Origin of the sequence: Actinoplanes aureus, assembly GCF_015704865.1 — a bacterium.
Lineage (GTDB): Bacteria > Actinomycetota > Actinomycetes > Mycobacteriales > Micromonosporaceae > Actinoplanes > Actinoplanes aureus.
The window spans coordinates 113230-129450 of sequence record NZ_JADQTO010000016.1; the positions used below are offsets into that span (position 1 = coordinate 113230).

The 16221-nt window shown below is 71.2% G+C and carries 14 protein-coding genes; 5 read left to right on the forward strand and 9 right to left on the reverse strand.

Annotated features, from left to right (window positions below; genetic code table 11):
- Positions 1-8: 8 nt before the first annotated feature.
- Positions 9-2474, forward strand: a complete 2466-nt coding sequence (locus tag I4J89_RS30050) for a rhamnogalacturonan lyase family protein (protein ID WP_196417477.1) — start codon at positions 9-11, stop codon at positions 2472-2474.
- Here the strand turns inward: I4J89_RS30050 and I4J89_RS30055 are convergent.
- Entirely contained in the window at positions 2446-2886 is a 441-nt protein-coding gene (locus I4J89_RS30055) for a protein-tyrosine phosphatase family protein (protein ID WP_196417478.1), read from the reverse strand. The genes I4J89_RS30050 and I4J89_RS30055 overlap by 29 nt on opposite strands.
- A 33-nt stretch (positions 2887-2919) precedes the next feature.
- Positions 2920-4644, reverse strand: a complete 1725-nt coding sequence (locus I4J89_RS30060) for a dihydroxyacetone kinase family protein (RefSeq protein ID WP_196417479.1) — start codon at positions 4642-4644, stop codon at positions 2920-2922.
- Between the two features lie 72 nt (positions 4645-4716).
- Between I4J89_RS30060 and I4J89_RS30065 the strand changes: the two genes are divergently transcribed.
- The 3 genes from I4J89_RS30065 (at position 4717) to I4J89_RS30075 (ending at position 9600) form a co-directional block, all read left to right on the forward strand.
- On the forward strand, positions 4717-5955 hold the full coding sequence (locus I4J89_RS30065) for an MFS transporter (protein ID WP_196417480.1): 1239 nt from the start codon (positions 4717-4719) through the stop codon (positions 5953-5955).
- Between the two features lie 142 nt (positions 5956-6097).
- Positions 6098-7732: an arginine--tRNA ligase gene (argS, locus tag I4J89_RS30070; RefSeq protein ID WP_196417481.1), complete on the forward strand. Its 1635-nt coding sequence runs from the start codon at positions 6098-6100 to the stop codon at positions 7730-7732.
- An 83-nt stretch (positions 7733-7815) separates the two neighbouring features.
- Positions 7816-9600 (forward strand): bifunctional metallophosphatase/5'-nucleotidase, encoded by a 1785-nt coding sequence (locus I4J89_RS30075; protein WP_196417482.1) that lies wholly within the window; start codon positions 7816-7818, stop codon positions 9598-9600.
- A gap of 39 nt (positions 9601-9639) precedes the next feature.
- On the opposite strand, the gene I4J89_RS30080 is transcribed toward I4J89_RS30075, so the two are convergent.
- The 4 genes from I4J89_RS30080 to I4J89_RS30095 all read right to left on the reverse strand — a co-directional run bounded on the left by I4J89_RS30080 (position 9640) and on the right by I4J89_RS30095 (position 13357).
- The gene (locus tag I4J89_RS30080; RefSeq protein ID WP_196417483.1) at positions 9640-10269 is read right to left on the reverse strand and encodes a hypothetical protein; all 630 of its coding nucleotides are present in this window, start codon (positions 10267-10269) and stop codon (positions 9640-9642) included.
- A gap of 81 nt (positions 10270-10350) precedes the next feature.
- A complete protein-coding gene (locus I4J89_RS30085; protein ID WP_196417484.1) occupies positions 10351-11211 on the reverse strand; it encodes a MerR family transcriptional regulator in 861 nt (286 codons plus the stop codon).
- A 36-nt stretch (positions 11212-11247) separates the two neighbouring features.
- A complete protein-coding gene (locus tag I4J89_RS30090; RefSeq protein WP_196417485.1) occupies positions 11248-12663 on the reverse strand; it encodes a serine/threonine-protein kinase in 1416 nt (471 codons plus the stop codon).
- A 256-nt stretch (positions 12664-12919) separates the two neighbouring features.
- Positions 12920-13357 carry a hypothetical protein gene (locus I4J89_RS30095; protein WP_196417486.1) on the reverse strand — a complete coding sequence of 146 codons (438 nt, stop codon included), beginning with the start codon at positions 13355-13357 and terminating at the stop codon, positions 12920-12922.
- Positions 13358-13648: 291 nt separating this feature from the next.
- Here I4J89_RS30095 and I4J89_RS30100 point away from each other — a divergent pair, with 291 nt between their 5' ends.
- Positions 13649-14014 (forward strand): STAS domain-containing protein, encoded by a 366-nt coding sequence (locus tag I4J89_RS30100; RefSeq protein WP_196417487.1) that lies wholly within the window; start codon positions 13649-13651, stop codon positions 14012-14014.
- 11 nt (positions 14015-14025) lie between these two features.
- Here I4J89_RS30100 and surE read toward each other — a convergent pair whose 3' ends face one another.
- The 3 genes from surE to I4J89_RS30115 all read right to left on the reverse strand — a co-directional run bounded on the left by surE (position 14026) and on the right by I4J89_RS30115 (position 16194).
- Positions 14026-14892 carry a 5'/3'-nucleotidase SurE gene (gene surE, locus I4J89_RS30105; protein WP_230859823.1) on the reverse strand — a complete coding sequence of 289 codons (867 nt, stop codon included), beginning with the start codon at positions 14890-14892 and terminating at the stop codon, positions 14026-14028.
- The gene (locus tag I4J89_RS30110) at positions 14889-15821 is read right to left on the reverse strand and encodes a 1-phosphofructokinase family hexose kinase (RefSeq protein WP_230859824.1); all 933 of its coding nucleotides are present in this window, start codon (positions 15819-15821) and stop codon (positions 14889-14891) included. The genes surE and I4J89_RS30110 overlap by 4 nt, the downstream gene beginning before the upstream one ends.
- A 64-nt stretch (positions 15822-15885) precedes the next feature.
- Positions 15886-16194, reverse strand: coding sequence for a hypothetical protein (locus I4J89_RS30115; RefSeq protein ID WP_196417488.1), 309 nt, complete (start codon positions 16192-16194; stop codon positions 15886-15888).
- Positions 16195-16221: the final 27 nt, after the last annotated feature.

The following is a 16221-nucleotide window of genomic DNA, read 5'->3' on the forward strand; positions in this document are numbered from 1 at the left end:
AACTGACGATGAGAGCGGCCATCGCCGCCGCGGCCGGCTTCACGCTGGTCGCCGGCTTCCTAACCGCGCCGGCGCACGCCGCCGGCAAGCCTGAATCCCCCGGACGGATCGTCGAATCGCTGGATCGCGGGCTCACCGCGGTGCCCGCCGAAGGCGGCGGCACGTTCCTGAGCTGGCGTCTGCTCGGCACCGAGTACGGCAACAACGTCGCCTTCAACGTCTACAAGGGTGCGAAGCGGCTGAACCGGAAGCCGCTCGACGAGTCGACCAACTTCACCGACACCACACCGGGGACCGGCGTCTACACCGTCCGGGCCGTGGTGAAGAACCGGGAGCAGGCCCCGAGCGGCCCGGCGATCACGCCCGGCGACATCCCGCTGCTCGACGCGCCCGGCTACTACGTGCAGCACGCCTGGCCCGGCGACCTGGACGGCGACGGCCGGTACGAGATCGTCGTGTCCCGCCTGTCCTACGCCCTCGACCAGCCCAACTACCTGGAGGCGTACACCCTCGCCGGCAAGAACCTGTGGCGTGTGAACCTGGGCGTCAACTCGTACGCCCGCGCCGGCGGTAACGCCGCCAACGACCCGCCGCTCGCGGCGATCAGCGGTTACGGCGAGGTGGCCGGCTACCGCAACGACGACAACGTCACCGTCTACGACCTGGACAGCGACGGCAGGGCCGAGGTCTTCGTGAAGACCGCCAACGGCACCACGTTCGCCGACGGTGCCGTGATCAGCTCACCCGGCGCCCTCGATCAGTTCGTCTCGGTCATCGACGGCCGCACCGGCGTCGAACGCACCCGTGTCCCGGTGGCCTCCGACCTGGCCGCCGACGGACCCTCCGGCGGTCAGTACGGCATCGCCTACCTGGACGGCGAGCACCCCAGCCTGATCACCAAGCAGGTGGTCCGGATCGGCGCCCGGCGCGGCGACTTCCGGGTTCTCTTCGCCGCCTGGGACTACAACGGCCGCGACCTGAACCGCCGCTGGACCTTCGTGAAGGGGCAGGGCACCAGCTTTCACCAGCTGCGGATCATCGACGTCGACCAGGACGGCCGGGACGACATCGCCGACGGCAACTACGTCGTCAACAGCGACGGTACGTTCCGCTACGTCGTCGACGGCTCGACCCACGGCGACCGCTTCCACATCGGCGACCTGGACCCGGCCCGTCCCGGCCTGGAGGGGTACGCCATCCAGCAGACCGAGGGCGGCGTCTTCACCAGCTTCCCCTGGTACTACTACGACGCGGCGACCGGCGCGCGGCTGATCACCGGCTCGCACCCGGACGTACCGCAGGACGCCACGCTCTGGGACGTGCCGCGGGGCACCACCGCCGACATCGACCCGTTCCACGACGGCTACGAGTTCTGGGCCGCGACCGCCAACCCGGACCTGCCGGGCGCCGGTGTCTGGAGCGTCGACGGCACCCGGCTCAGCAAGACCACGCCGAGCGTCAACTTCCGCATCTGGTGGGACGGCGACAAGGGCTCGGAGCTGCTCGACAATACGTACGTCGAGAAGTGGAACCCCAAGAAGCAGACCTCCTCGAAGCTCTTCGAGCCGTCCGGTGTCGTCTCGTCCTGGCGCAACGCGGTCCCGTTCTACGGCGACATCCTCGGTGACTGGCGCGAGGAGTACCTCGCCGAGACCGCCGACCACACCGCGCTGCGGCTCTTCACGACGAACATCCCGACAAACGTCAAGCTCTACACCCTGGCCCACAACCCGGCGTACCGGCTCGGCTGGACCGTTCGCGGGTATCTCCAGTCCACCCTGACCGACTTCTACCTCGGTTTCGGGTCCAAGCCGCCGGCCCGGCCGAGAATCCAGACGACGGCGTCGGCGACGCGCGCATGGCAGGTGATCGCGGCCGACAACTTCGTGACGGATTCCGGGAAGTGGCAGGCCGAGCTGCAGAGCGGCGGCACCGTCGAAGCCTCCGGCGGGAAGCTGGACATCGACGTGCCGAACGGCGCCACGGTCTGGCTCAAGCAGCAGCTCGAGGGGCCGTACGAGATCGAGTTCACCGCCACGCCGATCTCGGCGGGCGGCCCGAACGACAAGGTCACCGACCTGAACACGTTCTGGAACGCGCGCGACGTGCGGTCGCCGGAGGACATCTTCGCCACCACCCGCAGCGGGGCCTTCGCCCAGTACGACTACCTCAAGACGTACTACGTCGGTCAGGGCGCGAACCTCAACACCACCACCCGGTTCCGCAGGTACGTGGGCGAGCCGGGCAACCGGCCGCTGATCTACGACGACACGTCGCCGTTGATCGAGGCGAACAAGCCGATCCGGGTGCGGATCTCGGTGCACGGGCAGCAGATCCGCTACTACAGCGACGACCAGCTGGTCTTCGACTACACCGACGCGGATCCGTACCCCAGCGGCTGGTTCGCCTTCCGGACCGTGGCCAGCCACTTCCACATCGAGGACTTCACGGTCTGGCGTCCGCCGGCCCGGTGAAGCGCCCCACGAAACGCCGCTGCCAGGGCGTCTCCACCGCACGCGGATGATAGTGCCGGCGCACGTAGGCGACCGCCTCGCGCGCCGGCACGCCGTCCAGCACGGCGAGGCACGCCAGGGCGGTGCCGGTGCGGCCGCGGCCGCCACCGCAGGCCACCTCGACCCGCTCACCCTCGGCACGGCGCCAGGCTTCCAGCAGAACCTCTCGGGCGTACGCCGGATCGGCCGGCAACCAGAAGTCCGGCCATCGCACCCAGCGGCTGGTCCACCCGAACTCGGGCGGCGCGGAGCCGAGCAGATACACGCCGAACCGAGGCGGATGCCCCGACGGCATCGGCTCCCGCAGGCCCCGCCCGCGGATCAGCCGCCCGGAAGGCAGCCGCAACACGCCCGTGCCGCTCTCGTCCCACACGCCAGAAACGGTATCCGGTCGCCGGGACCGGCCCTACGGGTGCAGGGCGGTGGCCGCGGCGCGCAGCCAGATCGCCACCGCCTGTGCGCCCGGATCGGGGTAGCCCAGTACGCGTACGCCCAGGTAACCGGCCCGGCCGAGCCGGGGCTCCAGGTCGACGGTCGCGTCGGCGCCGGTGGTAGCCGCGTCGACCGCGGCGTTCAGCGCCTCCGGCCAGGGGTGTCCGGCGTCGAGCCGGTCGGCGAAGGTGGCCGCCGCCGGTGCCAGCGCGTCGATCATCGTTCGGTCGCCGGGTTCCGCGCCGGCGGCCTCCCGGACACCGTCGAGCCCGGCGCGGAGTGCGGCCGCCCAGTCGCGGGGGCCGGGGGAGTCGGGCAGTGCCGCCGCGGCCCGGAGCAGCAGGATGGCGTAGAGCGGTCCGGAGACGCCGGCGACCGTGCGGCGTACCGTGTCGGCGGCGGCGCGCAGCACGGCTGCCGGGCCGTCGGCGCCGGGGTAGGCGGGGCACTCGGCCAGGACCGCCGCGGCGCCGAGAGCCAGGCTGACGCCCAGGTCGCCGTCGCCCGCCTCGCGATCCAGGGCGGTGAGCTCGTCGCGTACCGAAATGAGGGCCTCGGCGACCGCCTCGAGCACGAGCCGCACCGGATGATCGAGGCCCAGCTCGCCCGGCGCCGTACTGATGCCCGGCGGTGCCTTGACCAACCCCGGCTCGGCCGGAGCGGTGGTGTGCGGCCAGGCCGGCGCCGTGGTCGGCGCGTCAAGCGCCGCCACCAGCTCGTCGTCCACCGGCAGCAGGCTCAGCGACACGCCGGCCATGTCCAGCGTGGTGAGGAAGTCGCCGGCCCAGACCCGGACCGGTGTCACACCCCAGGACCGCAGCGCCCGGACCGCGCCCTCGGCCATGATGGACAGTTCCGTCGGCGAGCTCGCTCCGAGGCCGTTGACCAGCAGCGCGACCCGATCACCCGGGACGATCCCGCGGTCCTCGACGATCGCGGCGATCAGCCGGGCCGCGACCTGGTACGCCGAACCGATCGGCCCCCGGCCCACCCCCGGCTCGCCGCTCGCACCGGGCCCCCACTCCACCTCTCCCGGCGCGAAGCCGAGCCCTTGGTGGGAACCGAGCTCCAGCGGGGAGTCGAGCTCACTCCCGGACAGGGGCACCCCGGCGACCGTGGCGGTGCAGGGCCCCAGCGCGACGCCCATCGTCCCGACCGCGCTCGCCGCGCGCCGCGCCAGAGCCGCGACCTGCGCGAGCGGCCGCCCGCCCGCGGCCGCCGCCCCGGCCACCTTCTGCACCAGCACGGTTCCGGCCAGCCCTCGCCGGCCCTCCCCGGTACGCGACACGTCGTCACCGACCGGCACCACCACCACGTCGATCCCGTCGGCCCGGGCCATCTCCGCGGCGAGCGCGAAGCTCAGCCGGTCGGCCGGACGGTTCGGTACGACGAGCAGGGCCCCGGCCGGCGCGGCGGCCGCCCGGATCGCGTCCAGCACGGCGTCCGGCGGTGGCGGGGTGAACAGGGCTCCGGTGACCGCCGCGGTCAACATCCCCGAGCCGACATACCCGGCGTGCGCGGGATCGTGACCGGCGCCGCCGCCGGAGACGACGGCGACCAGGCCGGCCGCCCGGGCCTCGGCCACGTCGCTGCGGATCGCGGTCGCCGTCGATCCGGCCAGTCGCGACACCCCGTCCGCCGTACGGGTCAACCCGTCCAGCGCCGCGCCGGCGACATCGGCCGGGCCGTTGATGAGCACGCTTCCATCTTCCCCGCCCGGCGGGCGCCCACACCCCACCCGCCGCCCGGATCCACGTAAGGTGCTCACCTTGTGCGCACTCTGGTCCAGACTCTGGTTCCGGCCCGGCTCGGTGTCGGATTCCGTTGGCTGCTCGCCTCTTCCTGGTCGACGAATCTCGGTGACGGCATCGCCGCGGCCGCCGGGCCGCTGCTGATCGCCTCGCTCACCCGCGACCCGGTCCTGATCTCGCTCGCCGCCCTGCTGGGATGGGCGCCGCCGCTGGTCTGCGGCCTCTACGCCGGGGTGCTGTCGGACCGGCACGACCGGCGGCGGATCGTCCTGGTCGCCAACGCCGTACGGCTGACCGTCCTGATCGCGATGATCGCCGCCCTGGTCGCCGGCCGGTTGCCGGTGCCGGCCGCTCTCCTCGGACTCGGGCTGCTCGCCACCACCCAGGTCTTCGCCGACAACGCCACCGCCACGCTCACCCCGATGCTGGTGCACCGCGACGACCTGGTGGTGGCCAACGCCCGGCTGCAAACCGGGTTCATCACCCTGAACCAGCTGGCCGGCCCGCCGGTGGGTGCGGCACTCTTCGCGGCCGGGCGGGTCTGGCCGCTGGTCGGCGAGGCGGTGCTGGTCTGTGCCGGAATTCTGCTGGTCTCCCGGGTCACGTTGCCGCCGCACGGGCGTACCGGCGCGGAGACGGACGCGTCGAGCGTGTGGCGGGACATCTCGGAGGGTGTGCGGTGGACGGCGCGGCATCCGGCCGTACGCACCCTCTGCCTCACCATCCTGATCTTCAACCTGACGTTCGGTGCCGCGTGGTCGGTGCTGGTGCTCTACGCCAGTGACCGGCTCGGTCTCGGCGCGGTCGGATTCGGTCTGATCACCACGGTCTCCGCGGTCGGCGGGATCCTCGGCACCGCGCTCTACGGCTGGCTCACCGCCCGGGTCAGCCTCGGCAACCTGATGCGGGTCGGGTTGATCATCGAGACGCTCACCCATCTGGTCCTGGCCGCCACCACCTCGCCGTGGGTCGCGCTGCCGACCTTCTTCCTGTTCGGCGCGCACGCCTTCGTCTGGGGGACCACCTCGCGGACCGTGCGCCAGCGTGCCGTACCGGCCCGTCTCCAGGGCCGGGTGGACAGCGTCAACACCATCTGTGTCTACGGTGGCCTGGTGGTGGGCTCGGCGATCGGGGGCGTGCTGGCCGCCGCCTACGGGATCACCGCGCCGTTCTGGGTCGCCTTCGTCGGCTCGGCTCTCTTCGTGGTGCTGCTCTGGCCGCAGATGACCCGCATCGCCCACGACGACCAGGCGCTATAGTCGCGGCATGTTCGACTTCAGCGTGCGACGCCGGCGTCCCGAGGGCCGCCGCTGAAGTTCTGCTTTCCACCGGCGGGTCGCATCCCGCCGGTATTGGATCGTGGCAGGCCGACCCGTCTTCGCTGACGTCGAAGGGGTCGTCTTGAATCTCGAGAACCTGCTGCACGACCGGCTCGCGCCCGCCCTGGAAGCGGTCGCCGGGGAACCGGTGGATCCGGCCGTCCGGGCGTCACCGTTCGCCGACTTCCAGTCCGCCGCCCCGCTGGCCCTGGCCCGCAAGCTGGGCCGGCCGCCCCGGGAGGTCGCGGCCGAGGTGGCGGCGAAGGCGGATCTCCCCGGGATCACCGTCTCCGGGCCGGGTTTCCTGAACATCACCGTCGCCGATGAAGTGATCACTGAGTCGCTGGCGGCCGCGGCGCGTGATCCGCGGCTCGGTGTCCCGCCGGTGTCCCGGCCGGAACGGATCGTGCTCGACTACTCCGGCCCGAACGTCGCCAAGGAGATGCACGTCGGCCACCTGCGGTCGACGGTCATCGGCGACGCCCTGGCCCGCATCCTGGAGTGGCAGGGCCACCACGTGCAGCGGGTCAACCACCTCGGCGACTGGGGCACACCGTTCGGGATGCTGATCGAGCACCTGACCGAACTGGGCGGGGCGGGGGAGCACTCCCTCGGCGACCTCACCGCCTTCTACCAGGCGGCCCGGCTGAAGTTCGACTCCGACGCGGACTTCCGGACCCGGGCCCGCCTGCGGGTGGTGGCGCTACAGGCCGGCGACGGTCCGACCCGGGAGCTGTGGCGGCGGCTGGTCGGCCAGTCCGAGCGGGCGTTCCTGGACGCCTATCACCGGCTCGGTGTCACGCTCGGTCCCGGCGACTTCGCCGGCGAGAGCAGCTACCAGGAGGATCTCGCCGGCATCGTCGACGAACTGGGCGAGCAGGGCCTGCTGACCGAGAGCGACGGCGCGCTCTGCGCGTTCCCGGCCGGCTTCACCGGCCGGGACGGCGGTCCGCTTCCGCTGATCATCCGCAAGGGCGACGGCGGTTTCGGGTACGCGGCGACCGACCTCGCCGCCCTGCGCCGGCGGGTCCGGGCTCTCGGCGCGACCGAACTGCTCTACGTGGTCGGCACGCCGCAGCGGGTCCACTTCCAGATGGTGTTCGCGGTGGCCCGGGCGGCCGGCTGGCTGCCCGGGGAGGTGACCGCCGAGCACATCGGCTTCGGCTCGATTCTCGGCACCGACGGCCGGATGCTGAAGACCCGGGCCGGCGGTACGGTCCGGCTCGCCGAACTGCTCGACGAGGCGGCCGCCCGGGCCTCCGCGCCGGAGATCGGCATCGCCGCGATCAAGTACGCCGACCTGTCCGCGGACCGGCGCGCCGACTACGTGTTCGACTGGGATCGGATGCTCGCGTCCACCGGGAACACTGGTCCGTACCTGCAGTACGCGTACGCCCGGATCCGCTCGCTGTCCCGCAAAGCCGCCGGCGAGCCGGGCGAGATCAGGGTGACCGATCCGGCCGAGCGTGCCCTCGGCCTGGCCCTACTGGGGTTCGAGCCCGCGTTGCGGGCGGCCGGTGCCGCCCGCGAGCCGCACCGCCTCGCCGGCTACCTGCACGACCTGGCGGCGGTCTTCAACGTGTTCTGGGAGCGGTGCCCGGTGTCGTCGGCCGCGCCGGACCTGCGGGCGAGCCGGAAAGCGCTCGCCGAGCTCACCGGCCGCACGCTCCACACCGGTATGTCGCTGCTGGGCATCGAAGCGCCGGAGCGGATCTGATCGACCGGGGCCGCTGCACCCGGTTAGGGTGCTGGTTTCGGTGCTCACGAGGTGCCACCTGGATCCGATGTTGAGAGGTTCGCATGCCCCTTCCCACCGGCGTCTCGCGGCGGAGCGTCATCGCCGCCTCGGCGGCGGCCACCGCCGCGCCGCTCGTCCTTTCCGAAGCGGCGCAAGCCGGCCGCCCGAAGCCCCCGGAGAGTTACCGGCTCACCGTCCTGGGCACGTCGGACACGCACGGCAACGTCTACAACTGGGACTACTACAAGGACGCCGAGTACGACGACAGCGCCCACAACGACGTCGGCGTGGCCAAGCTCGCCGCGCTGGTCAACAAGCTGCGTGCCGAGGCGACCGGTCCGGTGCTGGTCCTCGACGCGGGGGACACGATCCAGGGCACTCCGCTGGCGACGTACTACGCCAAGCAGGAGCCGATCACCTCGACCGGTGAGAAGCACCCGATGGCCCGCGCCATGAACGTGCTGAACTACGACGCCGTGACGCTCGGCAACCACGAGTTCAACTACGGCCTGCCGCTGCTGAACCTCTGGATCCGCCAGCTCGGCTTCCCGGCGCTCGCCGCGAACGCGATAAGCGTCAAGACCGGCAAGCCGGCGTTCACGCCGTACGTCATCAAGAAGGTGTCGGTCGGCCGGCACGGCCCGGCGCTGCGCGTCGGCATCCTCGGTCTCACCAACCCGGGTTCGGCGATCTGGGACCGGGCCAACGTCGAGGGCAAGCTCGAGTTCACCGACATGATCGCGTCGGCCGCGAAGTGGGTGCCGATCATGCGGGCTCGCGGCGCCGACATCGTGTTGATCTCCGCGCACGGCGGCGACAGCGGTACGTCGAGCTACGGTCCCGAACTGCCGAACGAGAACCCGACCGCGCTGATCGCCGAGCAGGTCCCCGGCATCGACGCGATCCTGTTCGGCCACGCGCACCGCGAGGTGCCGGAGCGGTTCGTCGTCAACCTGAAGACCGGCGAGGAGGTGCTGCTCTCCGAGCCGTCGCGGTGGGGTCAGCGACTCACCAAGATGGACTTCGACCTGGTCCGGGAGAAGGGCCGCTGGAAGATCACCACCAAGGCGGCGACGACGTTGAACACCAACACGGTCGAGGCCGACCCGAAGGTGCTCGCGGTGGTGCGCAAGCAGCACGAGAAGACCGTGGCGTACGTGAACCAGGTCGTCGCCACCTCGACCGAGACGCTCTCCGCCGCCACCTCCCGGTACCAGGACACCCCGATCCTCGACTACATCAACAAGGTGCAGACCGACACCGTCACGGCGGCGCTGGCCGGCACCGAGTACGCGTCGCTGCCGGTCCTGTCGATCGCGGCGCCGTTCAGCCGTACCGCGGTGTTCCCGCAGGGCGAAGTCAAGATCAAGGATGTGGCCGGGCTCTACATCTACGACAACACCCTGGAGGCGGTCGTGCTGACCGGTGCCGAGGTGAAGGCGTACCTGGAGTACTCGGCGAAGTACTTCGTCACGCTCGCCCCGGACGCACCGGTGAACCCGGAGACGATCAGCGACCCGGCGGTGCCGGACTACAACTACGACGTCTTCTCCGGCGTCGACTACGACGTCGACATCGCGCAGCCGGTCGGCAGCCGGATCACCCGGCTCCAGATCGGCGGTGTGGACGTGGCACCCGACGCCCGCTTCGTGGTCGCGGTGAACAACTACCGGCGCTCGGGCGGCGGCAGCTTCCCGGGCATCGTGAAGACCCAGGTCTACAACGCCCAGCAGGAGATCCGTCAGCTGCTGATCGACTGGGCGCAGGCCAAGGGCCAGATCGACCCGGCCGACTTCTTCGTGAAGAACTGGCAGCTGGTCCGCGCGGGCGTACCGATCACGTTCTGATCGTGGCCGGCGGGCCGGTCGTCCCGGCCCGCCGGTTGATCATTCGCTCAGTTCCCAGTTGCCCCGCTCGTCGGCCCGGACGTACAGCGAGGTCTTGCCGCCCTCGCTCAGGTCGAACGTGCACAGGTAGGTGCGCAGGCCGTCGCCGCCCCGGTCACCCTCCGGCGTGCACCCGGCGTCGGAGACCTCGGCGGCGAGCGCCTTCTCGATCCGGCCGTCGTCGAGGATGCCGCTCTGCAGGTTCTTCGTGTTCGCGGACTCCCGGAGGTTGAGGTAGGCCGGGAGCGCCACGTTCACCGCCAGGACCGACCAGAACGCGGCACCGGCCAGCAGCGTCACGACGAACGCCAGCCAGTACGGGGCGCGGTTGCGGCCGTACCGGCGGGCCTTGCCGGCGCGGCGCATCGCCGACACCACGCCGAGCAGGCTGAAGAAGAACGTCAGGACCACCACCGGGCGCCACGACGGCGCCTCCGGGCGGCCTTCGACGTGCACCTCCTCGGGAAAGCGGACCAGCAGCTGGCCGTGCTTGTTCTCCGGATCGCCGTACGGCGCGACGAGCCCGCCGTACAGCTGTTCGGCCGGTGCCTCCGGGACCGGGGCCGGCGGGCTGGCCCACGGTGGAGCGGTCGGGTAGTGCCCCGGCTCCTGCGGAGTCTGGACTGTCATGTGCGGACCTTCCCGGGTAGCGACACGGTTGCGATGCCGTGCCGACCGAGCCCATCGGCGGCGCACACCCCGAGTTGAGGATTAGTTCTTCCCGGTTGCAATCCCGGTGCCGTCCAGCGGCACCTGCATCTCGGTGACCCACTTGTCGAACTCGTCGGGCGGGCAGTCCAGGTAGACCTCGCGCGCGAAGCCGGGCCCGGACGGCCGGTAGCCGTTCTCCTCGATCCAGGTGGCGATCTTCTGCCCGGTGCGGAACGCCTCCGACATGGGTCCCTGGTGCAATGCGGTCGCCGCCTCGATCGGGGGCAGCTCCACGACGTCGAACCCGGCACCGGGCACCTCGGCGGCGCCGATCGGGAACGCGGCGTGCACCGTGATCGTCTCGTCGCCCGGACCGGTCGGCGCCGGTCGGTAGTAGGCGATCGGTGACCCGGTCATCGGCACCCCGGCCTGCTCCATCAGCTCCATCAGCCGGGGATAGAGCGGGCTCAGGTTCTCGGTGATGGAAGTGGGGTGGTCGTATCCGGCGGCGGTCGCGGACAACTCCGCGACCCGGATCGCCGGGATCTTCTTCAGGATGACGTCCCCGGTGTCCATGTGTCCCTCCGTCTCGATCAGCCGGAGACGTGCGTCGACCAGGGCCAGGCGGGCGGTGTCCCGGTCCACCTGGGCGGCCAGTTCGGCCCGCCGCAGCCGCAACATCCCGCGCAGCTCACCGAGCTCCAGTTTCTCCTCGATCATCGCCTGCACCTGGTGCAGGGTGAAGCCGAGATCCTTGAGGGCAAGGATCCGGTTGAGGACGCTCAACTGGTCGGCGGTGTACCAGCGGTAGCCGCTGTGCGGGTCGACGTGGGCGGGGCGCAGCAGGCCGATCGTGTCGTAGTGGCGCAGCATGCGCACCGACACCCAGCCCAGGCCGGCGAAGTCTCCGATGCTCAACATGATCGCTCCACCGTCCTCCCTGACACGGTGTCAGGGTCAAGCCCCGGTGCCACCGCCGTCGCCCGGAGGCTCCGGGGGCGTGACCGACGGCTCCGGATCGGGATCGTCCGTCTCGGTCGGCGGTGTCGTCGACGGTTCCTGGCTCGGCGTGGTGGTCGTCCTGGTCCGCGACGGGGTGGCGCTCGGGGACGGCGACGCCGAGGACGGGGACACCGAGGGTTTCGCCGACGGCTTCCGCGACTGGGAAACCTTCTTGGTGGGGCGGGTGCTCGGTGTACTGGAGGGCTCGGCCACCTCGCTCACCGCGGGCGGGAGGGGCGTCTCCCGCACCTCCTGCTGTTTCCCGGGATTGCTGCTGGGTTGTTCGTCGTCAGAGCCGAACGCGAAGATCACGCCGAGGCCGCCGGCCACCGCGAACAGCGCCAGGATGGCGAACATCAGGACGCGCTGGGTGCCCGTCTGGCCCTTGCGGGCCGAGACCGGCACCGGCGGCGCGCTACGCGGCACGGGTACGGCACGCGGCGCGGCCGGGCTGAGCGGAACCGTGGGGAACTGACCGCTGGCCGTGCGTGCCGGGCTGACCGGGGCGACCAGGGACGTGCCGGTCAGCCGTTTCCAGTCCAGCGGGCCGGCGGCGGCGAAGGCGGCCTCGGCGAACTCGGCCGCGCTCTGGAACCGGTCGGCCGGCTGTTTCGCCATGGCCCGGGCGATCAACTCGCGGACCTCGGCCGGCACGTGGTCGGGGAGCGGCGCCGGCTCGTCCTCCAGGTGCATCAGCGCGACCTGCAACGCGTTCTCACCGTCGAACGGCGGGCGCCCGGCGATGCAGTGGTACGCCACCGCGCCGAGTGCGTAGATGTCGGTGGCCGGCGTGAGGTTGCCCTTGGCGACCTGCTCCGGAGCCATGTAAAGCGCGGTGCCGACGATCGCGTTGAGGCCGGTGACACTGGTCATCGCGTTCGACCGGGCCACGCCGAAGTCGACCAGGATCACCGCGCCGGTCGGCTTCACGATCAGGTTGCCCGGCTTGACGTCGCGGTGCACGATGCCGTTCTCGTGGGCGGCGTGCAGCGCGTCGGCCGCCTGCGCCACGATCGACATGGTCTCGGTGACCTCGAGCGGGCCCTCCTTGACGCGGTTGGAGAGCGGCTCGCCCTCCACGAACGCCATGACCAGGTAGGCGACCTTCTCCGGGCCGTCGTAGTCGCCGTCGCTGGCGTAGTCGTACACCTCCACGACGCCGGGGTGCCGGAACGCGGCCATCATCCGGGCCTCGCCGTAGAACCGGGTGGCGAACTCGGGGTCCTCCAGCATCGCGGTGCGCAGCACCTTTACCGCGACGACCCGGCCGAGCACCACGTCGGTGCCGCGCCAGACGTCACCCATCCCGCCGGTGGCGACCCGCTCGTCCAACCGATACCGGTTGTCGAGGAGACTTCCCGCACTGAGCACCAGCGGACCTATCTGATCGGGCGGCCCAACCAGGGTGCCGCGGTAGCAAGCCGAATGCCGCTCAAGAGTACAGATGCTTGCCCGGCGGCGGGAGGCCAGCGGAGGCACTCCGCGACCGGCCGAGAAGTCCCGGATGAGCTGTTTCAACCTGCATTCCCGGTAATGGCGGTCGTCGATGCGGGGATCGGCGCGCCGGTCGGGTCAGAGTAAGGCCGCCGGGCGGGCCCGGGCCCGCCCGGCGGTGGCGCGGACCGGCTCAGGTCTCGTCGTAGGTCGGTGTGACCACGATCGCCGTCTCGGCCAGTTCGAGTTCCTCGTTCTCCGCCTGCCGTTCCACGGCGGCCCGCGCGGTGCTGGCCGCCGCCCAGCCGAGCGCCACGCCGATCAGCCCGATGCCGAAGATCAGTCCCCATGGGCGGGCCGGTTTGCGTCCGGCCAGAGCGTTCGCCGCCGCGTTCGCGCGATGCCAGGCCTCGTCTGTGACATAGCTCACTCGCTCGCCGGCCTTGTCGGCCAGCTTCCGGCTCTTCCGGCTCGCCTTCCGGCTGATTCTGGTGGCGGTGCCGGTGGCCGTGTCCGCGGTGTGCTTGCCGGCCTCCTTGGCACCCTCGCCGGCGGTCGCCATCGCGGTGGAGAGGTACTCCCACGCTTGACTGGCGGTCCGCTCGGCCCGGTTCTTCCTGGTCGAGAACATCGTCGGTATACCTCCTGCGGTGGCCTTCCAGTTCGCCTTCCCCGGACGGAGCGTGGACAAACTCCGGTGTGGACGGCATCACGGTTCAGAAACGATTTGACGTCGCGCAGTACTGTTGACCACGTTCACACGGGCCACTCAGGCGGTTGACAGGTTCGGCGCCTAACCTTTCGGACAGTTTCACCGAACCTTCCGGGGGTAGTCCTTCCGCCCTGCTCAGGCAGGGTGGAGCGGGGGCCCGCGAACACTGGAACAACGCCCGGAGATGCCGGGCGGGTGGAGGGAAGAGGCGTGACGCTGTCGATAACGACGTCGACGCTGGCCGACGGCGCGGTTGAGGTCTCGCCGCGAGGCGAGATCGATGTCGAGAATGCGTACGAGATCCGTGAGGCCGTGGCCGCGGAGCTTGCCAACGCTCAGCGGGCCGAGGGCGGTGCCGCCCGGATCGAGCTCAACATGCGGCACGTGACCTTCATCGACTCGGTAGGCATCAGTGCACTCGTGGCCGCTTTCCAGCTCGCGGCGGTGAGCGGCGTCAAACTGCTCGTAACCCGGCCCAGCCGCTTCGCCCACCGGCAGCTCTGGGTCACCGGACTGCTCGGCCTCTTCGGCAACCCCCAGCCGTACGAGGAGGCGGTCACCGCCGCGCGGGCCTGACATCCGGCGGCTCAGAAGGCCGGGCTCTGCACCCGGATCGCCTCGACGTTGATCCGCACGTCGGTGTCCTCGTGCGGCGCCCGGATCGGGGTGATCACGGCGAAATTCTCGGCCAGGGCAGCCAGGTCGCTGCCCGGATCCAGGGTTTCCTCGGCGGCCTGCACGGCGGTCCGGACGTACCCGTCACCGGCCTCGGCGATGCTCATCTGCACCTGGCCGAACCGGGCCAGGGAGGCCTGCCGCAGCCCGCGGATCCCGTCCACATGCAGGTCCGGCACGTTGAGGTTGAAGACCGTGCCGGGCGGTGTGTGCAGCAAAGAGGGCAGCAGACGCACCGCGAACTCGGCGCCGCTGGCCCAGTGGTGATGCTCGTCGTCGATCCGGTCGAGGGCCGCGATCGCGGCGCCACCGCTCGACGCGGACGCGGCCGCCGGGGTGAGCACGTCCAGCGAGACGGCCAGCCCGTGCAGCCCGGCGTGCGAGGCGGTCAGGGTGGCGCCGACGGTGCCGGAGTGCACCACCGCGGCCCCGGCGTTGGCGCCCCGGTTGATCCCGGAGAGCACCACGTCCGGTTCCGGGCCGAAGGCCTCCCGCAGCGCGAGCAGCACGATGTACGCGGGGGAGGCGGCCACCCCGTACGCCGGGATGTTCTTGGCCCCCGGCAGCTCCCGCTCCTCGAAGCAGATCTTGCCGTCCTGCATGACCGCGGTCATCGAGGCGCTGCTACCACTCGATTCGCTCAGCGGAGCGGCCACCACCACGTCGTACCCGGCGTGCGCGACGGCCCGCGCCAGCCACCGGATGCCCGGCGCCTCGATGCCGTCGTCGTTCGTGATGAGGATTCGCATGGGTGAACCGTTGCCCGGTACGGCGCTCATGATGCCTTCTTCATCGGGGTCAGCTGGACGCGTTCGGTGAGCACCCGGACGGCGTCCACGTGCCCGGTGCCGAGGCCGTGCCGGGTGACATTCAGCGCGCCGGCGGCCGCTCCGGTCCGGACCGCCTCCTCCATCGGGCCGCCGTGGGCCAGGACCGCGGCGACGCCGGCCGTCATCGAGTCACCGGCGCCCCGGTGCTCGGCCGGGGTGAGTCGGGGCAGCGCGACGGCGTAGACGTCGCCCTCGATCAGCGCCAGTGCGCCCTCGTCAGCCCGGGAGACCAGGACCGTCTCGGCGCCGTCGTCGTGCAGCTTCAGCAGCGCCTTGACCAGCGATCCGGTGGAGCCGTCCGGTGCGGTCCCGTCGGCGATCAGCTCCTCATGGCTGATCTTCAGCACCGAGATGCCGGCCTCCAGCACCGCCCTGAGGTGCCGGCTGCACAGGTCGGCGATCACCTGGCAGCCGTTGGCGCGCAGGTCGGCGGCGAGCCGCCCGTAGACCTCGGGCTTGATCACCGAGGGGTGGGCCGGGCCGCTCAGGACGGCGATCCCGGCACGCAGGCCCTCGGCGAGCGTCAGGTTGTAGAGCTCGTCGAGCTCGTGCCGGGACAGCGGGCTGCCCGGGCGCTCCGCGATCTCCTGCCGGGTGCCGCCGCGGCGGTCATGCACGTACCACCCGCTGCCGTGCTCGCGCATCACCAGGCGCAACGTCACCCCGGGCAGCTGGAGCAGGGGGCTCAGGACGCGGCCGACCTCGCCTCCGGCGGCGGCGCAGAGCGTCACCTGTGCCCCGAGCGACGTGATCATCCTGGTTTGCCAGATGCCCTGGCCACCCGGGTGCACGTGCAGTTCGGGCTCATCGTGATGTTGTTCGATGGTCACCGTCAGCTGGGGGGCCGGCGCGAAGACCATGACCCGGCCGTCACTCATGTTCGCATTGTCATCTTTTTGCGCAGGGGCCGTGGCATATCGCAAAAAGAACAGATGCCCCGCTCTATAACTCGAGTCCCCGGCCGGTCAGCTCCTGGACCGCTCCGGACAACTCGGGACGGGCGTGCAGCAACTCCTCCAGGCGCACCCGCCAGCGGCCCGCCTCCAGGTCGAACACGCCCCGGTCGCCGCCGGTGCGGGCGGACTCGGTGAGCAGCCGGTGCCGGGTGTCGAGGAGCGCGGCGTGGATCTCCGGGCCGAGCAGGTCGTGGACCTGGCCGGCGAACTCGACGAAGGCCGGCGCGTAGGCGGCGCGCACGAGAGCCCGGGCACCGTCCCAGACGACTCTCGGCTGATGGATGACTGTCGACATTAGGCGATCATCGCGCAGGAGTTGTGA